6 protein-coding genes are annotated in these 23,073 nt (G+C 56.9%); 2 read left to right on the top strand and 4 right to left on the bottom strand.

What is annotated here, in order from left to right; translation table 11 throughout:
* The first annotated feature begins 367 nt into the window (after window positions 1-367).
* Window positions 368-2,356 carry a DUF4034 domain-containing protein gene (locus tag ETV65_RS07950; protein WP_129952364.1) on the top strand — a complete coding sequence of 663 codons (1,989 nt, stop codon included), beginning with the start codon at window positions 368-370 and terminating at the stop codon, window positions 2,354-2,356.
* A 105-nt stretch (window positions 2,357-2,461) separates the two neighbouring features.
* On the opposite strand, the gene ETV65_RS07945 is transcribed toward ETV65_RS07950, so the two are convergent.
* The 4 genes from ETV65_RS07945 to ETV65_RS07930 form a co-directional block, all read right to left on the bottom strand.
* Window positions 2,462-3,631 (bottom strand): HlyD family efflux transporter periplasmic adaptor subunit, encoded by a 1,170-nt coding sequence (locus tag ETV65_RS07945; RefSeq protein WP_129952363.1) that lies wholly within the window; start codon window positions 3,629-3,631, stop codon window positions 2,462-2,464.
* A gap of 17 nt (window positions 3,632-3,648) precedes the next feature.
* Window positions 3,649-5,826 (bottom strand): type I secretion system permease/ATPase, encoded by a 2,178-nt coding sequence (locus ETV65_RS07940; RefSeq protein ID WP_129952362.1) that lies wholly within the window; start codon window positions 5,824-5,826, stop codon window positions 3,649-3,651.
* 50 nt (window positions 5,827-5,876) lie between these two features.
* A complete protein-coding gene (locus ETV65_RS07935; RefSeq protein ID WP_129952361.1) occupies window positions 5,877-7,253 on the bottom strand; it encodes a TolC family outer membrane protein in 1,377 nt (458 codons plus the stop codon).
* A 147-nt stretch (window positions 7,254-7,400) separates the two neighbouring features.
* On the bottom strand, window positions 7,401-21,224 hold the full coding sequence (locus ETV65_RS07930) for an Ig-like domain-containing protein (protein WP_129952360.1): 13,824 nt from the start codon (window positions 21,222-21,224) through the stop codon (window positions 7,401-7,403).
* Between the two features lie 685 nt (window positions 21,225-21,909).
* Here ETV65_RS07930 and ETV65_RS07925 point away from each other — a divergent pair.
* On the top strand, window positions 21,910-23,055 hold the full coding sequence (locus ETV65_RS07925; RefSeq protein WP_129952779.1) for an MFS transporter: 1,146 nt from the start codon (window positions 21,910-21,912) through the stop codon (window positions 23,053-23,055).
* The last annotated feature ends 18 nt before the right edge of the window (window positions 23,056-23,073 follow it).

Raw genomic sequence — 23,073 nt, 5'->3', positions numbered from 1 at the left:
TTTTGTGGAAACAACAGCCGGCCCTCTGTGGCCGGTTTTTTTTTGGGTTTACAAAGATATAATTACATACAGTGATATTCATCACTTATTATATCGCGCACATTAACTGTATTTATCCATAATTACTTCACATTATCTCCATCTTTCAAAGTACGACTTTCTTAATAGTTGATATCTAATCCATTAAATTAATAAGATATTTTCGGAAGATTATTAATCCCTATTGGGGAGAGGCTTTGTTGGGCAGCAACACTTCAGATCCGTTACTATAGCCAAAGTCAGACCAATCCCGCTGCTCACTGCCGGGAAGAGCGATAGACTGCAGAGCCACGCAACAGCTTCTTTATTCAACAGTTCAGGGAACCTCATGCCACAACAGGATCAACTCGACAACCTCTCTAAAGCCAGAATGCTTCTGGCAACCCGCCGTTTTTTAAAACTCGACGAGTGGCTGTTGTCACTGATGCGTGGCTGGCAGAATCAGGGCGAAGGTCAAAGCGATTACGGCCTGCTGATGCACCCGGCGACCCTGTTTACCGGCACGGAATCGCCTGCGCTTAATCCGCTGGAAATTCTCAGCGACTGGGCGCAGCAATGCCCGCAGAGCTATCACGCTCACGTATTACTGGGCATGGTCTGGCATGAAAACGCCTGGTTAATCCGCCGGTCTCAGGGCGAAAATGAGATTGAAGATCACCAGTGGCTCGGTGCGCAGTTGTGTTGCGATTACGCCGTGCTGGCATTATTACGCGCTATCGAATTACATCCGCGACCGACCCACGCATTCCGCCATCTGATGAACCTCAGCGGAGGGTTCGGTGAGCCTTACTGGCTAAAATCCCTTTTCGCGGGCGAAGTACCTAAACCTCTGCATGAGAAGTTCTCGATTCAGGGCAGTGAAATCTGGCAGGCCGGTGTGGCGCATATTCATGCGCTCGGCTTTGAACCCGCCACGCACTGGCCACACATGTTACCCGCCGCGTTACGGCAAACCCGCAAAAACGGTGAAGAAGCGCTGGATTACTGGTTGCGCATGGCGATGTCCGTGCGTCACGCAGACGTCGGCACGATGGAATCCTATCTGTTATTCCATTCCGCTTTCTGGGGTGGCAGCGACGAGCAACAGTTGCTGATCATTGACGGCCCGTTGTGTGCGGAGTTCAGTGATGAAGAACGTAACCAGTTCCGTGCGAATGCGCTGTGCGATGCACTCTCCGGTGATATCGCCGAACGCGAATCGCCAGAGGCGCTGGCACTTGAGCAGCGGCTGGCCACTTTACTGGCCAGCCCGCTCGAGCCTGACACCCGCATCCGGCTGCTGGATCTCGCCGGAATTTGTACGGCGTACTGGCAGGATGATGATCAGGCCGGTCTGGCCGTTTATGACGCGTTATTTGCAGTGTCACCGCAGGCCATGCCCGGCCATTCTGCCCACATGTTTATTTCCCGTGCTGTGCTGGCAAACGGCCATGAAGAAGGCTTGCCGGTACTTACCCAGTTACTGACCCGCGGCCTCAGCCAGGCCACTGATCCGGTGCTGGTGGCTTTTGCTGCCACGGCGTTGCAATTCGGATTATACGGGCTACCTGCCCGTCCGGAATTAAGTGAAGGGCTGATGGAACATGCGTGGTCGCTTATCCGGCAAGCCGGCGATGAACAGCCGGTCAGCGATCTGGTTACGCTGGCGCATGATATGGCGATCAATGATGATATTGATGCCGCCCATTTTCTGATGACCGGTATGGCGCGCCACGGCAGCGCCATTCATTGCTACGAACTGTATTTCTTCTACCGCAACGGCTGGCATCATGATGTGCCTGAGCATTTTCATAATGACAGTAATGCAATGGATTGTGTCCTCAGCGCCGCCCGCTCCGGCATGGTTCCGGCCATGTTTACCTGTGCTAACGCGCTGCGCGACGGGCTGGGTGGCGAACCGGATTATGAACAGGCGATGCAGTGGTATCAGCGGGCAATGGACGCAGGACATCTGTCCGCCGCTTACTACCGCGCCGGCTGTGCGCTGGATAACGGCTCAGACGCTGAGAAACGTCAGGCCGCAGAGGTCTGGCTACCGGAAATCCTGCATAACCCTGACCATCCTGATCGCGCCGAAGCCGCCTATACACTTGGCATGGCATGGCTGACCGGCACCGGGGTGAAGAAAAACCGTTATGTCGCTGCCAGGTTTATGGAATTTGTGCTTGAACTGAATCCGGCATCTGAGGCCGCGAAGCAGGTTCACGATGACCTCAATGGTTCCCTGCGTGCGAGGATGAATCTTTGGCAGGATAAGCGGAAAGCGGAAATGGAAGATCCGGTAGCGGAGTTTAGATTGCAGGCGCCGCTGCAATAGCGGGCTGATATCTTGGGTTGCCGCCCACTCCGGCCTTAAGATCAACACCGTGGGCTCGCCGCCCACGGTGTTGACTTTAAAGCCGCATCAGCAGCGGCGTCCTGCTTACCTCTCCCTCAGGGATTCTTTAACTTTATTCAGCGGCTTAATCAGATAATCCAGCACACTTTTCTGGCCGGTCTTGATGTCCACGTTCGCCACCATGCCGGGCACAATCGGGAACTGGCGTCCGGCTTTGTTGGTCAGGAAAGCTTTATCGGTACGCACATACACGCGGTAATAATACTGGTCGCGCTTCACTTCATCCTGCAACGTGTCCGGTGATACCCCTTCAACTTTGCCGTCCAGATCACCATAGATTGATGAATCGTACGCCGAGATTTTTACCGTGGCAGGCAGCCCGGGGCGGATATAGGCGATGTCGCGCGGGTTGATACGGGTTTCGATCAATAGCTGATCTTCAATCGGTACGATTTCCATCAGCTTACCGCCCGGTTGCAGCACCCCTCCCACGGTGGAAACCTGGATATCTTTAACAATGCCGTGAACCGGTGAATACAGCTCAGAGCGCGTAACCTGGTCTTCTTTACCGGCCATTACCTGTAACCCGGCATCCAGATCGGCGTTGTTTTTCACCTGCTCCTCACGCGCACGTACCGCGTACTGGTTGATTGCATCGTCGATTTTTCCGCGCAGTTCACTGGCCTGACGTTTGAGACGAATAACCTCAACCTGCCCTGCCGCGCCTTTTGCCACCAGCGGTTGCGTCATGTTGATTTCATCATTCACCAGTCTGAGCGACTGTTGCAAATTCGCCACCGTTTCATCACGGTTCTGCTTACGCGATAAATATAACTGACGCTCACGCGCCACCAGCTCCGGCGATTTCATGGTTTCAGGGCTGAATTTCAGCGGCGCGCCGGTCAGTTCTGCACTCAGACGCTCCGAAGATGCGCGAAGTGTCCGCACACGGGAAGCCGCTTCACCGTAGTTCGACTGAGAACGCGTCGGGTCAAGCTGCGCCAGAAGCTGGCCGCGATTGACTACCGAGCCTTCCTGCACCATCAGTTTTAAAATTACGCCGCCGTCCAGTGAATCAATTTGCTGTGCCTTGCTCGATGGTGTCACTTTGCCGGTGCCGACCGTCACTTCATCCAGCACGGCAAAACGTGCCCAGACGAAAAACACCAGCAAACTGCCCAGCGTGACCCAGATAATCCACGAGACTTTGCGACTTTCGGCCTCCAGTTCATCATGCAATGTCAGATGTGCCATGCAGTGTCCTTAGCAGCTCAGGCTGCGCCTTGTGTTTTATTGTCACCCACGGCTGCTGCCGCAGCGGGCGTGGTACTGACAGCTTTGGCCAGGATCTGATCACGTGGACCGTCTGCTGCCACCCGCCCGTTATCCATCACCACGATCCTGTCCACCAGTTTGAGCAGTGCCGGACGGTGCGTCACAACAATCAGCGTCCGTCCTACAAGCCAGCTGTGTAACTGGCGGATGACATATTCTTCCAGCTGTTCATCCATCGATGCCGTCGGTTCGTCCATCAGCACCACCTGCGGATTACGCAGGATCATACGGCTTAACATCACCATCTGACGCTGACCGCCGGACAATCCCCGCCCGCCTTCGTTGATAATTTTATCAAGGCTCGATGCGTCGGCCTGCACCATAGACAGCGCGCCGCTGATACGCAGCGCCTGTAGCATTTCTTGGTCCGTGGCATGCGGATAACCCAGCATCAGGTTCTGACGTAACGTGCCGAAAAACAGCCGCGAATCCTGCGACAGATAACCGAGCTGGCGGCGGATATCCGCCGGTTCGACTTTGGTCATGTCAACGCCGTCGATGAGGATTTTTCCCTGTGACGGGCTGGCCTGGCCGGCCAGCAGTTTGAGCAATGTCGATTTACCCGCACCGACTTTTCCGAGGATGGCCACGCGTTCACCCGGTTTGATCTCCAGCTGGCCGATGCCTAATACATTCGGCGCGTTCTCTTTGTCGTAGGTATATTGCAGGTTGCGCACGTTGAAATGGCCGCTGAGCGTCGGGCAATGTGACAGCTCGGCATCAGCGGGCCGGTCAACCGGTTTTTTCAGTAATTCATCCAGTCCGCGCATGGCACTTTTAGCATGCTGCCAGCGGGAAAATACCATGGTCAGTTGCATCAGCGGTGCGATAGTGCGTGATGACAACATGCTGCTGGCGACCAGCGTACCGGTAGTAATGTCACCGCTGAGCACCAGATACACGCCGAACACCAGCATGCCGCCATAGGTCAGTTGCTGCACGGTGGAAGCCCAGCCTGTCAGGCGCGCGCCCCAGACACGTTGTTTCATGCCCACTGCGGCGCTGACTTCATGCGTCTGTTCCCACTGACGCTGAAAATAGGCTTCCGCCTGTAACGCTTTAATGTCTTCGATACCTTCGATGGTTTCCACCAGCACGGCATTGCGCAGCGCACTTTCCCGCATGCCTTCTTTTGCCAGTTTAGCCATCGGCCACTGGATCAGAATGCCGGGAATGACAATCAGCGGGATCGCCAGCAACGGAATAATGACCAGCGGGCCGCCGATGAAAAACATGATGCCAAGGAACAGCAACACAAAAGGCATATCCGCCGCCGCACTGATGGTGGTCGAGGTCAGCAGTTCACGCACCTGATCGATTTCACGCAACTGAGAGATAAAGGAACCGGTGGATTTTGGCCGGTCATCGTTTTTAATATTCATCGCCCGCACGAAAAACAACGAGGAGACTTTCAGGTCGATTTTTTTGCCCATCAGATCTGACACCAGCGTACGCATCAGACGGATGATATATTCCATGGCCGCCGCCAGCACCACCCCGAAAAACAGCACCCATAAGGTCGGATAAGATTGCGCCGGGATCACACGGTCATACACCTGCATTGAGAACAAAATACCGGCCAGCGCCAGTACATTACCGAGAACGGAGGCCAGTGAAATTTCCGCGATTTTGCGTCCTGAACCACGGAAATTTTCCCAGAACCAGTGTTTTTTATGCGGCTGAACGAACGGGTCGATACGCTGATCCCGCCCGCGTGCGGCAACGCCCACCAAAAAAACCGGGCCGGTGCTTTGCTCAAGCAACATCACCAGTTCGGCGGAACGCACTAAATTGCCGCCGTCGCTCAGCCAGTAATCGACAGTGCCGTCATCGTGCAGATTTTCCAGTACCGCAATGCCGCCCTGTTGCAGGGTAATAATGGCGGGCAATACTTCCTGACGCCAGCGCACCTGATTCCAGCTGACCATACCGACCTGAAGCCCCATCAGGCCGCTGAGCCGGTCCAGCTGACGCCGCAACGGCTGATGTTCAAACCAGCGCATCTGCTGGCGAAGATAAAGCGGATCTGCTGGTTTGCCGAATGTTTCGGCCACGCGCCCCATGGCGCTTATCCAGACGTCGATCGACAAAGGTGCAGGGGCTTCATGACTCATTTCAACCTCGATATCGAATGCTTCTGGTTTATTCCCGTACTGCCCGATCCTTACAGCGACGGGATGGTGTCACCTGTTTGTTTGTGTCGGTCGATACCTAACATATCGACCAGATTGTCTACGGCAGCGGCGTAGCGCACCGTCGCGTCCCAGCCGTCATACAGCGCGCCAATACGCGACGTATCGGCCTGAAAAACGTCCTGCTCAACACTGAGCAAATCGTTCAGACTGCGCTTGCTGAGTTTGTACTCGTCCTGATAGACGCTGCGGGTATGCGTCGCGCTGCCGAACTGTTCCTCGCCCGCGAGCTGGCGCTGCTGACCGCCGATCATGTCGGCATAAGCCGCCGATGCTTTCTGGTTGATATCCAGCTTGGCTTTTTCGACTTCGGCCTGTGCCGCCTGCCGCTGACCTTCTGCCGCGCGAACTTTGGCACTGACCGCCCCGCCCTGATACACCGGCGCATCCACCGCCAGTTGTACCTGATCGTCCCAATAGGAACCGCCACCGCCGCTGTTTTCATAGCGCGTACGTCCTGCCTGCACTTTCAGGGTCGGCCAGTGCTGAGCTTCGGTCTGATTAACTTCCTCGATCGCCGCCTGCTGTTTAGCCTGTGCGGCACGCACCAGCGTGCTGTTTTCGTAAGGGATTTTGTTGAGGGTGACTTTCTGATCCAACAGGCTTTGCGGCAGATCCGGTAAATTGTCGGAAACCACGCCGGTCAGCACCGTCAGTTGTGCCTGTGCGGAACGTTGCTGGGCGCGATATTGCTCAACCGTGGCTCTCATCCCGGCAATACGCGTTTCTGCCTGCAACACGTCAGACTGCGAACTCAGCCCGGCGTCTGCCCGCAGTCTGGCGGTGTCACGCACACGTTCGAGAGAAGCGATATTGTCACGCGCCGCCAGGCTCAGCGCCTGATAGCGTTTGACCGAGAGATAGGCCTGCAGGGTGCTGAGCGCCACGTCGGTCATTGTGCTGTAAAGCGAATAACGATAGGAATCAGACAGGTATTCCTGCTGACTGATGCTGCCGCCGGTACGACCGAAGTCATACAGCAACTGGCTGAGCTGGACGCCCGCCGACGCGTTGTTGCTCAGGCTCCCTGCCGAGTCAGTCTGATGCGATTTCCCGGCGGTTCCCTGTAAGGAGATTTGCGGGTACCACGCACTTTTGGCCTCATCAAGGTTGCCTCTGCCGACGCGGATTTGCGCCGCAGCTTCAGAAATTTGCGGATTGCGCGCAAACGCCCGCAGGATAGCATCCTGCAACGTCAGGCTGGCACGCATCTCCTCAGTCGGCGCGGCCTGCCAGTTAAATTCCGGCTGTTTAACCGCCGCCACCCCCCCCGAATTCCCTGTTAAAACCGTCAGACACAAGGTGCCCAATATTGCGGTCAGTGACCGCATCACTTTCTTATTTTTCATTACCGACACCACTTAATTACGCCGATTTTTTTGTGGGTACTGCTCTCTCCCCTGCGAAGTGGAGAGTTGGGGCGGGGTATCAATGGCATCGCAGTCGCCAGCAAAACCCCTCCCCGCCTCCCCCTTCGCAGGGGGAGGCGTACAGAATTAACTCTGCTGTACGTGCAGACCGTGTTGCACCAGGACGTCTCCCAGAGTGTTTGAGGTATCCAAAGATGCGTTGTGATAAACGTCGAAGGTCAGTCCGTCCACCGTACGTTGCCCGGTTTCGTTCCATGCGCCGTCGGTGCCCATTTGCAGATTCACCAGACTGCCCTCGCCCCCCCTGATGATCACTTCGTCGGACGGGTTATCCTTCACATTCAGCACCTCATGCAGGTTCAGTGAGATGCTGTTAGTGCCGGAATTGCCTAAATCGAAGATATCGATATGTTCAACTTTCAGCCCGAGCAGCGTCAGGTCCAGATGCTGATGGGTGCCCGCCAGCAACAGGGTATCGACACCGGTTCCGCCGTCGATTTGCGAGAAATCGAGGGTGTGAACCGAAATGGTGTCATTGCCCGCGCCGCCGAGGGCCACGCCCTCAATGGCCGTCAGATCAATGGTCATACCGCCAATAGAGAATGCTGTATCCGCGTGCGCGATGGTGTCTGCAGTGGTGGTGTCAGGCGTAGTGGTAGTTGAAGAGCTGTTGTCCGCAGTGACCAGCGGATCTGTCAGCGTACTGGTAGCATGCGTCGCTGAAGTATCGCTGGTTGCACTGCTGGTATCGGTGGTGTGAACCGCCGCCAGTGTATGGGTATCGTCCACGGCCAGTGACTGAACGGCCAGGCTGCTGGTCTCTGCCGGCAAGGTCGAACCGACGGTCAGCCCGACATGGGCATCGAATCCGTTACCCGCCGCATCCACCGCTTTCAGTTCCACCACCGCGCCGAGCAGTGCGTTCAGTAAGCCCACCAGTCCGTAGCTGCTCAGCAGCGCACTGGACAGTTTCACTGTCCACGAACCGTCTGCCTGCACGGTCCCTGCCAGCGTATTGCCCAGCAGAGTGACACTGACCAGGCCACCTTGGGCGATGTTGCGGCTGGTCCCGCTCAGCGTCAGACCCTGACCGCCGAGAATGCCGCCAACCACACCGAGCGTCAGGCCGAGCAGTGGATTCAGCGCCACCAGCGGCAATGCATGTGTCAGTACGTTCAGCGGGTTAGAAATGATTGCAGTGTTGCCCACAAGATCCGCAACCGAAACAGAGACCTGCGTCGAACCATCCGCCAGCCCTTTCAGCTCTGCCGAGGTGAACGGCACACTCCACGCGCCGTTGGTGATGGTACCGGTGTGCGTCACGCCACCAATAGTGACCGACACCGTGCCGTTGAGCAGGTTGGAGGTCCCGGTAATATTAGTACTGGCACCCGCTTCAGCGGCATTCAGATAACCGTCTCCGCCAAACAACGAGCCGAGTGACAGCGTTGGCAGGGTGTGAATACCCACCGTTGCTGTCGCACTGCCGCTGACGGCATGACCGGCAGCATTGGTTACCGACGCACCGACATTCAGCGCACCGTCAAGCAGGCTGGAGAGGGTAAGCTGCGGAATGGCCACACTGAAGGTGCCATCCGCTTTCACCAGTGCCGTCAGGGTATTGCCGCCGACGTTCAGGGTCACGGTCGATCCCTGCGCATTGGTGGTGGTTCCGCTGATGGTCTGAGTGAGCAGTGCATCCGCCGCGTTCAGCAGGCCATCACCAAATAACGGATTCAGCGTGATGGTTGGCAGTGACTGCGATACCACGTTCAGCAGGTTGGTGACCGATGCCGGGTTACCGGAGCCGTCCACCAGGCTGGCGACCACCGATTGAGAGCCGTTGAGAATAGCGCCCAGATCCGTCACCGGTACCGTCACGCTGAACACGCCGCCAGCGCCCACATTGGCAAGGTAGTTTTTGCCATTCAGGGAAATCTGCACTTGGGTGCCTTGCGCGACGTTGGTCGCGATACCGCTGATGGTCTGACCGGTCAGCAGGTCAACCACGTTCAGCACGCCATCGCCAAAGACCGGATTCAGGACAATCGATGGCAGATTGTGAATACCGACATTCAGCCCCACGGTATTTGACGCCGTGTTACCCACTTCATCGGTCACGGTGGTGACGATGGTCAGATTGCCGTCAAGCAATCCGGCAAGTTGCAGCGGGGTCAGTGACGCGGAGAATTTGCCGTCACTGCCAACGGTTGCTGTCAGGTTGATCAGGCCGCCGCCGACGTTAATGTTGACCGTTTCGCCGACGTGCCCGTTGGTGACCGTACCGCTGATGGTCTGTGTCAGCAGCGCTTCAGCCGCATTCAGGATGCCATCTGCACCGAAAACAGGATCCAGCACAATTTTCGGTACCGCGTTAATAATGGAAGTCAGCGTGCTGCTGCTGGTGCTGGTATTACCGCCGTTGTCGGTAACAGAAACCACGACCGGGAAGGTGCCGTCGCCCAGCGCTTTCAGGTCACCCGGTTGCAGGGTGATGCTGAATGCGCCCGTCCCGTCGGTCGCGCCGAGGAAGGTTTTCCCGCCCAGCGTGACCTGCACCTGCGTTCCCGACGCCACGCCGCTGACTGTCCCGCCAATCACCTGGGTAGTCAGTGCGTCCGCTGCGTTGAGCAAGCCGTCGCCCAGGACCGACGTCAGGTTAATGACCGGCCTGACGAGATCCAGCACCGCATTCGCGGCCGCGCTGCCAACATTACCCGCCGCATCCGCCACCGTCACACTGACCGCAGCGGTCGTGCCACTCAGCAAGCCGAGAACGGACGGCGGAACAGTGACCAGGAAATGTCCGGTCGCATCAACTACGCCGTTAATGGTTTGTGTGCCGACCTGCACGGCGATCGCGGTACCTGCCGCAACGTTCGAGACCGTGCCGCTAATCGTCTGATTAACCAGCAGATCAGCGATATTGAGCACGCCGTCACCAAACACGGTATTGAGCACCACCTGCGGCAGATTGTGGATGGCAATCCCCACCGGAATAGGGGTAGAAGACGTGTTGCCCGCCGGGTCTGTCAGGGTGATACCCAGATTCAGGGTGCCATCCAGCAGTGCGCCCAGATCGCCCGGCTGGATCTGGATATTCCAGGTGCCTGCCGTCACGGTAGTGTTATAGGTTTTACCGCCAAGGGTCACGGTCACCAGCGTGCCGTCAACCGCCGTCGCTGCGCCCCCGATGGTTTGTGCCAGCAGAGATTCCGCCGCATTCAGCAGGCCATTGCCGCCGAAGATTGGCGTGAGGTCGCCCAGCACCGGCAAGGTTTTCAGCACATCAAGATTAAGTGCTTCAACCTTGGTGTTCCCCGCCGCATCGGTCAGGGTGAGATTGATAACCTGCGCACCATCGGTCAGTGCGCCGAGAACGGCGGCCGGTATGGTAAGTGACCACAATCCGTTAGCGCCCACGATTGCCGACAATGGCGTACCGTCAATTACCGTTGAGATAACTGACCCGACGCCCGCGCCAATCACCGTGCCGCTGAGGGTTTGCGCTACCTGTGATTCCGCCAGATTAAGGAAACCGTCGGTCAGCCCCAGTCCGCTGGCCACATTCAGATCCAGCAGTTTGTTGAAGAAGATATCCAGACCGGTACTGACGCTGGTGGTGTTACCCGCCGCATCTGTTACGGTGGCGGCCAGGGTCAGGGTACCGTCATTGAGCAAAATCAGTTGTTCAGGTGTCAGGTTAAGCGACCATGCACCGCCAGGCTGGATAAGCGCTGTCCCAATAGAGGCGCCGCCCAGAGTGACGTTCACTGTCTGCCCGTCCGCACCGCTGGAGGTCCCCCCCACCAGCACGTTGAGCAGTGATTCCGCCAGATTAATGACGTTATTACCGGCAACCGCATTCAGCGCCAGTAACGGCGCTGACGTATCAACGTTCACCGTATGCGGAACCGCCGTACCCACGTTGCCTGCCGCATCCGTGAGGGTGGCGGAGATCACGTTGGTTGCGCCGGTACCTTGCGGTAATGCCTGCAAATCGGCGGCGGGTACGCTGACTGACCAGGTGCCGCCGGTCTGCACGGTGCCGCTGTAGGTTTTGCCATTCAGTGTGACCGTGACCACACGGCCCACTTCACTGGTATCCGCCGTCCCTGAAATCAGCTGGGCGGATTTCGACTCGGTATTATTGAGAATATCATCGCCGGTAAAGGCGCTGATGGTCAGGGTCGGCGCAGTGGTATCCACCAGCACGCCTTGCGTGACATTGGTCACCGGAATAAGCGTTGATGCGGTCACCGTCGTGGTCGTGCCATTCACAAATTCGGAGGCTGGAACAGGCAGTGTCCAGACGTCGGCGTTAACCGTCGTCGTGTGCGGATTCCCGCCGACAGTGACGGTGACCAGTGTGCCATCCGGCACATTCACTGTTTTACCGGAAAGGGTAATGTCCGCCGGATTGCCATCCGCCACGTTAATAATGTTGTCACCGGTGACCGGATCAAGGGTAATGGAGAACGCAGGGGGTATCAGGTTTACCGTGACTGGCAATGATGTTGCCGTCGCCGGGTTACCCGCCAGATCACTCACTGCGACACCAATCGTCTGACCGGTTGACAGCGTACCGAGTTCATCCGGGGTCAGTGTCACACTCCATGAACCGTCACCCTGCACCGTTGCCTGATGGCTGATGCTGCCGACCGTGACTGTCACCTGCTGTCCCGCCTGCACATTCACCGTCGTACCGGTAATGGTTTGCGTGCTCTGGCTCTCGGCGTAGGTCAGATCAAAACCGGCACCGGCAAAGGACGTCACCGCCACGGAAGGCAGTTGTGTCACGGCAATGCCGACATCCGCCGAGGCTGAACCGGTATTGCCGCCGCCGTCCGTGACAGACACGGAGATTTGCTGAGCGCCCTGCGGAAGAGCGGCGATTTCACCCGCTGTCACCGGAACCGACCAGTTACCGTCCGCATCCACCGTCACACCCGGAAGAGGTATTCCGCCAAGGGTGACCACCACAGTTTGCCCCGTTCCCGACAGCCCGGTGGTCCCGGTCAGGGTCAGCGGTGTGGCAGCTTCGGCCGCACTCAGATAACCATCGCCAAACGGCGTATTGATGGTGACATCCGGCACGGTGAGATAGCTGTTAAAAGGCTGCGTCGCTGGCGTACTGTTGCCCGCGGCATCTGTTACCGTCACGTTGATATCATGCAGACCACTGCCCAGAGAATTCAGTACGCCTGCAGGCAGACTCACCGACCAGTCACCGGTCGACGGATCGACGGTCGCGGTATAGGTGGTGCCAGCCACATCAATGGTCAGTTTAACGTTCTGGTTGTTGCCGGTGATGCCGGTATTACCGGTAATCACGTTCACGGCAGCCGCTTCAGCGATATTCAGATTGCCGTCGCCAAACGGCAGGTCGATAACCGGCACAGGGGCGGACAGATAGGACGTGAAGGTCAGTGTCGCATCGGTATGATTCCCCGCGCTGTCTGTCGCCGTGACGGTAATCTCGTATGTCGCCGTCGCCAGACCCAGCGTTGCCAGCTGGGCGGGTGTCAGGTTCAGGCTCCAGTTACCGGTAGCCGGATCCACTATGGCTGTAAACGGACTGCCGGTTATGCCCGCGATAGCCACACTGACGGTTTGCCCGGCTCCGGTCACGCCGGTAGTACCCGTGAGCGTCTGGCCACCAACAGCCGTGGATTCGGCAATGTTCAGCGTACCGTCGCCGAATGGCAAATTGATGGTCGGTGCAGGAACGTTGTGGATTTGTACACCGACAGAAACCGGCAGCACAGATGAGTTGCCCGCACTGTCGGTCACGGTCACCACCACCGGCCAGCTGCCATCCTGCAATGCCAGCAGTTCAGGGGACGTCAGCGAAACGCTCCAGGTTCCCGCCGCAGAATCGACCACAACCGGTACCGCGTTGCCGTTGATGACCACGGTCACGGTCTGCCCCGGACTGGTGATCCCGGTGGTACCGGTAATCACCTGACCTGCCGGGTTTGACGCTTCATCGAAATTCAGAATGCCATCGCCGAATGGCTGGTTAATGCCAGCCACTGGCAGAACATGGGTCAGAGCGGTGAAATCAAGGGTACCGGCCGCACTGGTATTCCCCGCGCTGTCGGTTGCGGTCACACTGATGGTGTGCGTGGCATCCGCCAGCCCCTGAAGCACACCGGAAGGCACCGTCGCCGTCCAGGTGCCATCATTGCCCACGGTGGCCAGCACCGGCGTGCCATCGACAGTCACCAGAACGGTCTGACCCGCGCCGGTAGTGCCGGTTGAACCGGTAATCAGCTGATTACCCGCCGCTTCGGTGGCGTTCAGAATGCCGTCCACAAACGGGGGGTTGATGGTCGGTACCGGCAACGCAGACAGCTCAATATCCAGACTGGCGCTGGAAGACGCCGGGTTACCGGCAACATCTTCTGCCGTCACGGTCACCTGCACGATACCGCTGGTCAGTCCGCTGAGCAGGCCCGGCGAAACGATGGCCGTCCAGCCGAGTCCGTCAGGGTTCACCGTACCGGAAATTGGATCCGCCAGCCCCGGCACCGTCACCTGCACAGTCGTTCCCGGTGCCAGACCTGAGCTGGTTCCACTGAGGGTGAAACCGTTGGCCGCTTCACTGATATTCAGAATACCGTTCCCGGCAATCACACCAAAGGTCAGCACGGGTAATGCGTGCGTCGAAAGCGTGAAATCAGCAAAGGTACTCACGTTATTCCCGGCCGCATCGGTGACACGGACGTCGATGGTTTTGCTGCCATCGGTAGTAATGGCCTGCACATCTCCGCCCGGAATCGTGAGACTCCAGGCACCGGTACCGTCCGCGGTCGTGGTGTAATCTTTTCCGTTGAGCGTGACGGTAACGGTCAGGTTAGGATCCGTCGAACCACTGACCGGAATACCCAGCGCGGCTTCCGCCAGATTAATGATGTTATCCCCGCCGGTATCGACGGTCACGGTCAGTATCGGCGCCGCCGTATCAACGGCCACATTGTGTGTTGCCGTCGCCACGTTTTGCGCCACGTCATCTGCGGTGGCGGTGAAGGTATTATTGCCTGCTGGCAGCGCCTGAACCTGAGCAGCCGTCATCGGGAGGCTCCAGCTACCGTCGGCCTGCACAGTGGCTGTATAGGTCGCGCTGTAGTTTTCGCCGGTAATGACCACGGTGACGGTGCCATTCACAGGAACATGAGTGGAAGTCCCGCTGACAGTCATTCCCTGATTATGCTCAATGATATTAATGTAATCATCGCCGGAAATGGCATTGATGGTCAGGGTTGGCAGGTCACCCGGCTGGGTGATAACCGTGGCGTTGTGCGAGGCAGATGCCGGGTTACCGGCCAGATCCGTGGCGGTCGCCGTGACAGTAACCGGCCCGTCAGATAAGTTACCCAGATCAGCCAGAGGCACGGTAGCCGTCCAGTTGCCATTCGCATCAACCACGGCGTTGTAGGCTTTACCGTTAAAGCTCACCACCACAATCTGTCCGTTTTCGAGATGGGTGGATGTCCCGGTGATCGGAATATCCGCGCCTTTTTCGATCGCATTAATGTAATCGTCGCCGGACACCGCGGTAATCAGCAGCGTCGGCAAATCAACCGGATTAGCATCCACGCTGAAGGTATGCGGGGCTGTAGTGCTGTTCCCTGCCGCATCAGTGATCGTGGCGGTCAGCGTATACGTGGTATCTGTCAGCGACTGCACGACACTACTTGGCAGTGTAAAGCTCCAGGTACCATCCGGCTGAACCACTGCGGTGTACGTCACATTGTTAAAACTCAGCACTACGGAAACGGTTTGACCGGCATCCGGGATATCCGCGCTTCCGCTGATTACCACAGGTTGCAGCGATTCGGCCGCATTAATAATGTCATCCGTCGCCACCGGGTTAAAGGTTAGCGTTGGCAAGGTATAGTCGACGGTAATAGCGCTGTTAACGGTGCCCGCGTTACCGGCACTGTCAGTGGCAGTCACTACCACGTTTTGCGGACCTTCCGGTATCGCCTGCAAATCTGCCGCACTGAGGTTCACCGTCCAGATACCATTGGCATCAACAACAGCGGAATGATCCACCCCTCCGATATTGACCACCACGGTCTGGCCTGCGCCTGTGACTCCGGTGGTACCGGTGAGCGTCTGATCGGTATCCGCTTCCCGCTGATTCAGGAAGGTATCGCCAAACGGCGTTTCAATGGTGGGCACCGGCACGTTCTGCGTCGCGAGCTCAATATTGACCGGTGGCAGCGTAGTGGTGTTACCTGCCGCATCGGTCAGTTCAGCGGTCAGCGGATAACTGCCGTCAGCCAAGCCGTTGAGGGTATTGGCCGGAATGGTGGTGCTCCAGCTGCCGTTTGGCTGCACTTCTGCGGTATATGTCTGTCCATTGAAGGTCAGTGTCACCGTCTGCCCTGCATCGGCCGGATCACTGGTTCCGCTCAGGGTAATCGGCGCGCCAGCTTCGGCCGCGTTAATCACGTTGTCCGTCGCCACATTATCGAGTGACAGCGAAGGCGGTGTGAAGTCCACATCCACCGATCCCGGCAACGTAGCGGTGTTGCCTGCGGCGTCGGTCACATTCACAGTGAGGGTTTTCGTCCCTTCACCCAGCCCCTGTAAATCCGCCGAAGGAATGGTCACGGTCCAGCTACCGTCGGTTGCCACCGTACCGGTGTAAGGCGTGCCGTCAATGATAACTGTCACCGTCTGACCGTCACCGGTCAGCCCCGTTTTACCGGTCAGTATCTGATCGGTGGCAGCCTCCGTGCTGCTCAGCAAACCATCGCCAAACGGCGTATTCAGCGTCGGTTGCGGCAATGTGGTGTAAATGCCCAGATCCTGCGTCGCCGTAACCGCGCCCTGATCGGTCGTCACGGTAGTTACAATGACGTGGCTGGTGCCGTCCGCCAGGTTAGCGACATCCCCCGAGGGCACATTAATGGTCCAGTTGCCGTCAGCGTTGGTCTGCGTGGTATAGGTCACCGTGCCCAGTTTGACGGTAACCGGCGTACCTTCCGGCACGTTGGCGGTTTTACCGCTGATGTCAAAACCTGCGCCCGCTTCGGTGGCATCGATTTTATTATCGCCGGTAATCGGGTTGATGGTCACTCCGCCCAGCGCACTGTTAACCGTGAAGTCTTCGCTGTTGCTGGCCGGGTTGCCGGCTTTATCGGCGACAGAAACCTCAATGGTTGCGGTGCCGTTTTGCAGCGCCTGTAAGTCAATCGCCGAAACGCTGACACTCCATGCACCGCTGGCTAACACCGTCGCCTGATATGTTCCGCTTCCGATACTTACGGTGACAATTTGTCCGGCTTCAACTTGAGTTGTCGTGCCGCTGACAGTCTGCGGGTTGGTGCGTTCCGCGCCATCGAGCGTGCCGTCTCCGGCAAACAGATCAATCTCAATCGTCGGCAATAATGCCGGATCCGCTTTCACCGTCACCGGTGTGGTTGCGGTTCCTGCGTTACCGGCAGCATCGGTGACGGTGACCGTCAGGATGTAAGTGCCATTGGCGACATTCGCCAGTGCATCCGCCGGAATGTTGACTGTCCAGCCACCGCCAGTCACCACGGTACCTGTATAGGTATGACCCGCAATACTGAGGGTAACAATATCCCCGGCCTCACCGGCACCGGCAGTGCCACTGACAGGAATAACCGCCCCTGCTTCTGCGGCATTAATGATGCCGTCACCGGCGACCGGGTTGATAGTAACTACCGGTGCCACCGTATCGATGGTTACCGGCACAGAAATATTACTGGTATTTCCCGCCGCATCGGTCACCGTAACCTGTACGGCGGCCGGTCCCTGAGGGATGGCCTGCAAATCTCCGGCAGGTACGATGGCGCTCCAGTTACCGTTAGCATCCACCGTGGCAGTGTACAGAATACCGCCGACGGTGACCGTGACGGCCTGTGCGTCGCCGCTTACCCCGGTGCTGCCGGTCAGTGTCTGCCCGGCAGCAGCCTCACTGGCATTCAGTTGTTTATCGCCAAAGGGGGTATCAAGCGTCGCAACGGGGAGGGAGTGAATGATCACACCGAAGTCACTGCTGCCGGATACCGGATTGCCTGCGGCATCTGTCGCGCTGACTTTCACCGTGTTGTTACCGTCACTGAGCAGTGCCAGATCGGCTGCCGGGATCGGCGTACTCCAGGCACCGCCAGTGCCGGTGGTTGCCGTATACGTTTTGCCGTTCAGCGTAATGGTGACCACGCTGTTCACAGGCACATTAGCGGACGTCCCGCTGAGAGTAATGCCGGCGGCGGCTTCACTGGCATTGAGCTGGTTATCGCCCGCCACCGGATTAACCGACAGCCCGCTGAGCTGGTTGTTGACCGTCAGGGTTTCGCTGCCGGTCGCGATATTGCCCGCTTTATCTGCCACGGATACGCTGATCGGGGTGGTACCGTTGGCGAGGGTCGCCAGATCCGCAGCCGGAATACTGATGCTCCAGTTTCCGCTTGGCTGTACCACAGCCGTGTAAGAATGACCGTTAAGCAAGATCAGCACTGTCTGGCCCGCTTCAACCTGTGAGGTCGAGCCACTGAGTGACTGCGCGGTTTGTTGTTCTGCGCCATCCAGTACGTTGTTACCCGCAAAAGTATTCACGGTGATGGTCGGACCGTTGGCCGCATCTGCGACCAGTTGCACGTTTGAACCCACAGTGGTGGTATTACCGGCTGCATCTGACAGCTGGACTTGCAGAGGATAGTTGCCGTCTGCAATCCCGCTAAACGCGGCAGCAGGCACGGAAACACTCCACTGGCCGTTGGGTTGCACGATGCCGGTATAGGTTTCACCGTTGAGGGTCACGGTTACAGTACGTCCTGCTTCAGAAATAGAGGCGGTGCCGGTGATCGCCACGCCTGCGGCCGCTTCAGTACCGTTGATATATCCGTCGCCGGAAACCGGGTTAACGGTCAGAAGCGGCGCGGTAAAATCAGCCGTGGCATTGCCGCTTATGGCAGCGGTATTACCTGCACTGTCCGTCGCGGTAACAGAGATAGCCACATTGCCCTGCGGCAGCGCCTGCAAATCTGCGACCGGAACCTGAACTGACCAGTTGCCATCTGCGGCCACTGTCGCGTTATAGGTGTGTCCGCCTAATGTGACGGTCACCGTCTGACCATCACCAGATTTACCCGTTGTGCCGCTGAGAGTTTGTCCGGCGGCGGCTTCTGCGCTATTGAGCAGGCCATCACCAAACGGCGTATTGAGAGTCGGTACCGGATTGGTGTTGTCGATACCGATATTAATGCTGTTGGATAAAATCACCCCGCCCGGCCCTTCGACAGTGGCAGAAATGCTGCTGAGGTCCGGATTCGCGCCCTTAATATCCCCAATCTCACCCGTGCTTAACAGCATGAACCATCTGCCATTCGCCCCCACCGTGGCTGTTTTAAACAGCGAACCGAAACGCACAGTGACGATGGCATTTTCCGCAACACCCAGTGTGGTTCCGCTGATTTCAATGCCGTTTGCGGTTTCAACGGCATTAATCACGTTATCACCGGTCACCGGATCAATCGCAATGCCGTTCTGTGAGGTATCAACGTCGAAGGTATCGCTGCCGGTCGCCGGGTTACCGGCTTTATCAGAAACGCTGACATTGATGGTTTTGGTGCCGTCAGTCAGTGTGACCATATCAGCCGCCGGAATAATCACACTCCAGTTGCCGCTGGCCTGTACCGTGGCCTCGTAGATGCGGCCGTTGAGCGTAACAGTGACGATCTGGCCGGCTTCGACGAGCGTCGTGGAGCCGGTCAGTACCTGCGCCGTCTGCACTTCTGCGCCATCAACCACCTTATCACCACCAAACGCGTTCACTGTAATGCCCGGCTGGAGGGTGGAATCGGCAGCCACGTGCAGCGGACGGGTGCTGGTCGTGGTATTACCCGCGGCATCCGTCAGGGTAGCGCTGATCGGGAAATCACCGTTGAGCCCGCTCAGCGTACCCGCCGGGATTGACGTGCTCCACGCACCGTCAGCACCCACAATGGCGGTGAACGGATGGCCGTCAATCGTGATATTCACCGTTCTGCCCGAGTCTGCGGACGAGGCCGTACCTGTTAAAGTCAGTGCGCCAGCGGCTTCGGCCAGACTGATCTGCCCGTCTCCGGCCAGCGGATTGATCACAAGCGTCGGAGCCACCGTATCGACTGTCACCGGCGTCGTGATGCTGCTGTGGTTACCCGCCGGATCTGTCACGGCGACCACGATATTATTGCTGCCCTGCGGCAGGGCACCGAGTACGGAGGATGGCACCGTGACGGTAAACGTACCGTCCGGTGCTACGGTGCCGGTAATTTGCTGACCGCCCACCGTGACAGTCACGGTCTGTCCGTTGCCGGTCAGACCGGTATTCCCTGTCAGTGTCTGGCTGGTCGTGGATTCGCTGGCATCAAGGGTGTTGTCACCGCCGAATACCGGATCCAGCGTCGGCGGTACACCGTGGATAGCCACATTGAGACCCGTCGTCTGACTGAGGGTATTGCCTTGTGAATCCACCATGCTGACCGTCACGGTAGTCGAACCGTCAGCCAGTGCCTGTAAGTCCGCTGGAGAAATGCTCAGACTCCATCCGCCACCCGTGGTGGTGGTCGTGTGATAAACCACACTGCCTACCGTGACGGTAATTTCTGTTCCGGCTGGCACATTGGCTGTCGTCCCGGTGATCACCAGTGCGCTTTGCGCTTCGCTGGCATTGAGCTGGCCATCACCGGAAACCGGATTGACGGTCAGGATCCCGGCGCTGTCGCTGATGATAAAACTTTCCGGCGCAGAGGTCGGGTTACCTGCCGCATCGGTCAGGGAGGCCGTTAGCGTATAAGCCCCTTCTGCCAGCGCAGAGACAATATTTGCCGGGATGGTCACAGACCAGGTGCCATCAGCACCGACGGTTGCACTGTAATGAATGTCGTTGAGCACGATATCCACCGCACGGCCTGCTTCAGAAACAGATGCCGTACCGGTGAGAATCAGCGGTTGCTGATGCCCGTTTGCATCAATAACGTTATCGCCATCCACAGGATTTATCGTCAGCGCTGGCGGCGTGGTATCCACCACCACCGTCACACTCCTGGTTACTGTTTCGCCTGACGTGTTAGTCAGGGTCACGGAAATGACATAGGTGCCGTCCGCCAGCGTTTGCAGTTCGCTGGCAGGAAGAGGAACGTTCCAGCGACCGCTGCCATCCACGGTCGTGGTGAAGGTTTTTCCGTTGATCGTCAGCACTATCGTGCTGCCGGCAGCCGCGTTGGTCGATATGCCGCTGAATGTTTGCTGGCTGGCAACGGCGACGCGGTTTAGGGTGTTATCGTTGGCAAAGGTCGACAGCGTCAGGGTGGGTGCAGCGCCCCCGGTCGTGCCGCCGTTATTTCCCCCATTATTGCCACCGCTATTTCCGCCCGTGCTACCCCCACCGGTATTCCCGCCCCCGGTATTTCCACCCCCGTCACTGCCGCCGTTATTGCTGCTGCTACCGCCACCACCGCCGCTTCCCCCTGCAGCAATAGCGATACCTGCACCCAGGGCAAGCACACCCAGCACAGCCCCCAAAACAGCAGGATCAAAATTCGAGGAGTCGATAAGCAACGCACCGACATCAGGAAGGGTCTCATAGGCGGGAACAATCGGAACAGCTCCCGCTGTCGCGCCGGTATCGATAAAAGCGGCGTGTTCGACAGGATGCTCTCCATCATCGAAAATCAGTTCGCTGTGATGGCCTTTGCCATCTGTATCAAAGAAACTGTGATAGCGGACGGTGCGTCCGTCTTGCATGTGAATGATCAGATCATTCCCTACCCGCTCGTAGCGGGCGACGACATCGCGTGTCGCGTGCACGCGTATTATGCTGATTTGATTGAGAGTGACATCCTGGCTGGCGTTTGAGAGCTGGGAGATTACTGCACCATTAGTACGAGAAAGAACATCAATAACCACACTACCGTTCTGAGCCATGTTGTACCCCTGTTACGCCAGTTTTTGTCCATACACGCTAACGACCGCTCTTCCTTTTTCAGGCAAAAAGCGGTTCTGCGGGTAATGAAGACCATTAAGAAAAAATGGATAAACTTCCAACTGGTGTGAGGTAAGGCCACAAACAACAAAACAATCAAAAAAGTGCGGTTATTGCATGTAAATATTTTTTAGGGGCTTCGGTAAATCATCGTTTCGGCATTTTTTCCCGAAACTCCATAAGTTATATGCATGATTTGAGTTAAGTGCCATAAAAAGAAAATATCGTTAAGATTGAAATAATTCATTAAAGAAAGTCAAATCATCAGTTTAACAAATGTAAAATTTTGGTTTAATCATGGTTATTTACATTTATCTTCATAAAAAACAACGCAATCACTTATTACCCATACAAGATAAAAGGGATTATTAATAATAAAATCAATCAGGTGACGGCAAAGAAATTCATCAAATTGACTTACTGATTGTGTGATGGTCTTTGAGATTTCCTGGCGTCAGGGTATCCGGCAAGCACACAATTAAGACTATGCGCAATCACAGCACTTATGCTTTCTGCTAAAGTATCCGGCCAGTACGTTTGCGGGCGGTGAGTGGTTTAATTTTTTAAATGCAAAGGGATTTTCACGATATGTCTCACGACCCGATAACCACACCGCCCCCGCAGGAAATGATGGCTGAGCCCGTTTCGCAACCTGGCGTGGCACAACAACATGCTACGCGGCTTATTTTTCTGTTGTCAGGATTTGCAATGGCTGCCTGGGCACCGCTGGTGCCTTTCGTCAAATTGCGGCTGGAAATCAGTGACGGAACATTGGGGTTGCTGCTGTTATGCCTCGGGGCAGGTTCAACATTTTCGATGCCGCTGACCGGTTTCCTGACCAGTAAACTGGGGTGTAAAACGGTCATTCTGATCGCCAGTTCACTGTTGTTGTTGTCCCTCCCATTGCTGACACTCATGAACAGCACTGCCGGAATGGCGCTAATTCTTCTGGTCTTCGGGGCCGCCATCGGCATGATTGATGTCGCGATGAACGTTCATGCCGTTGTGGTTGAGAAAGCCAGTGGCCGTGCGATGATGTCGGGCTTTCACGGTTTTTTCAGCATGGGCAGTATTTTTGGGGCGCTTGCTGTAACCGGCCTGTTATTCCTCGGACTGTCGCCGTTTCAGTCAGTAATGCTGGTCGTGGTTTTACTGGCAATTCTGGTGATATTTACCTGCCCGCATCTGTGGCGCGAAACGCGTCATGAGGGTGACGGACCGATATTTGTTCTGCCCCGCGGCTGGGTTGTGCTGCTGGGGATTTTATGTTTTGTGATGTTCATGACCGAAGGGTCGATGCTGGACTGGGGCGCGTTGTTCCTTACCACCGAACGCGGTGTGTCAGCGCATCAGGCCGGTCTCGGTTACGCCGTTTTCTCCGTCGCGATGACGGCCGGACGTCTGACCGGTGATCGCATCATCAGCATATTGGGTCGTTATAAAGTGCTGATGTATGGCAGCCTGTTTTCAAGCCTCGGTCTGATTTTACTGACCACCGTCGATAATCTGTGGGTCGCGGGCCTGGGTTTTGTCATGATTGGATTTGGCGCGTCAAATCTGGTACCGATCATGTTCAGCGCGGCAGGCAATCAGACCTCCATGCCAGCAGGAATGGCTATCGCCTCCGTGACAACGCTGGGCTATGCCGGTATTTTAGCGGGTCCGGCGCTGATTGGTTTTATCGCGCAAGTCAGCAGCTTATCTGTAGCATTAGGGTGCGTTGCGGCAACGATGTTGTGTGTCACTGTTTGTGCAAAAACCGTCGTCCGCTAAAAGCGTCATAACAAGAAT

Origin of the sequence: Rahnella sp. RFA10(1/100), assembly GCF_004195115.1 — a bacterium.
Classification (GTDB): Bacteria; Pseudomonadota; Gammaproteobacteria; order Enterobacterales; family Enterobacteriaceae; genus Rahnella; species Rahnella perminowiae.
This window is presented reverse-complemented; position numbering and strand designations above follow the sequence as displayed.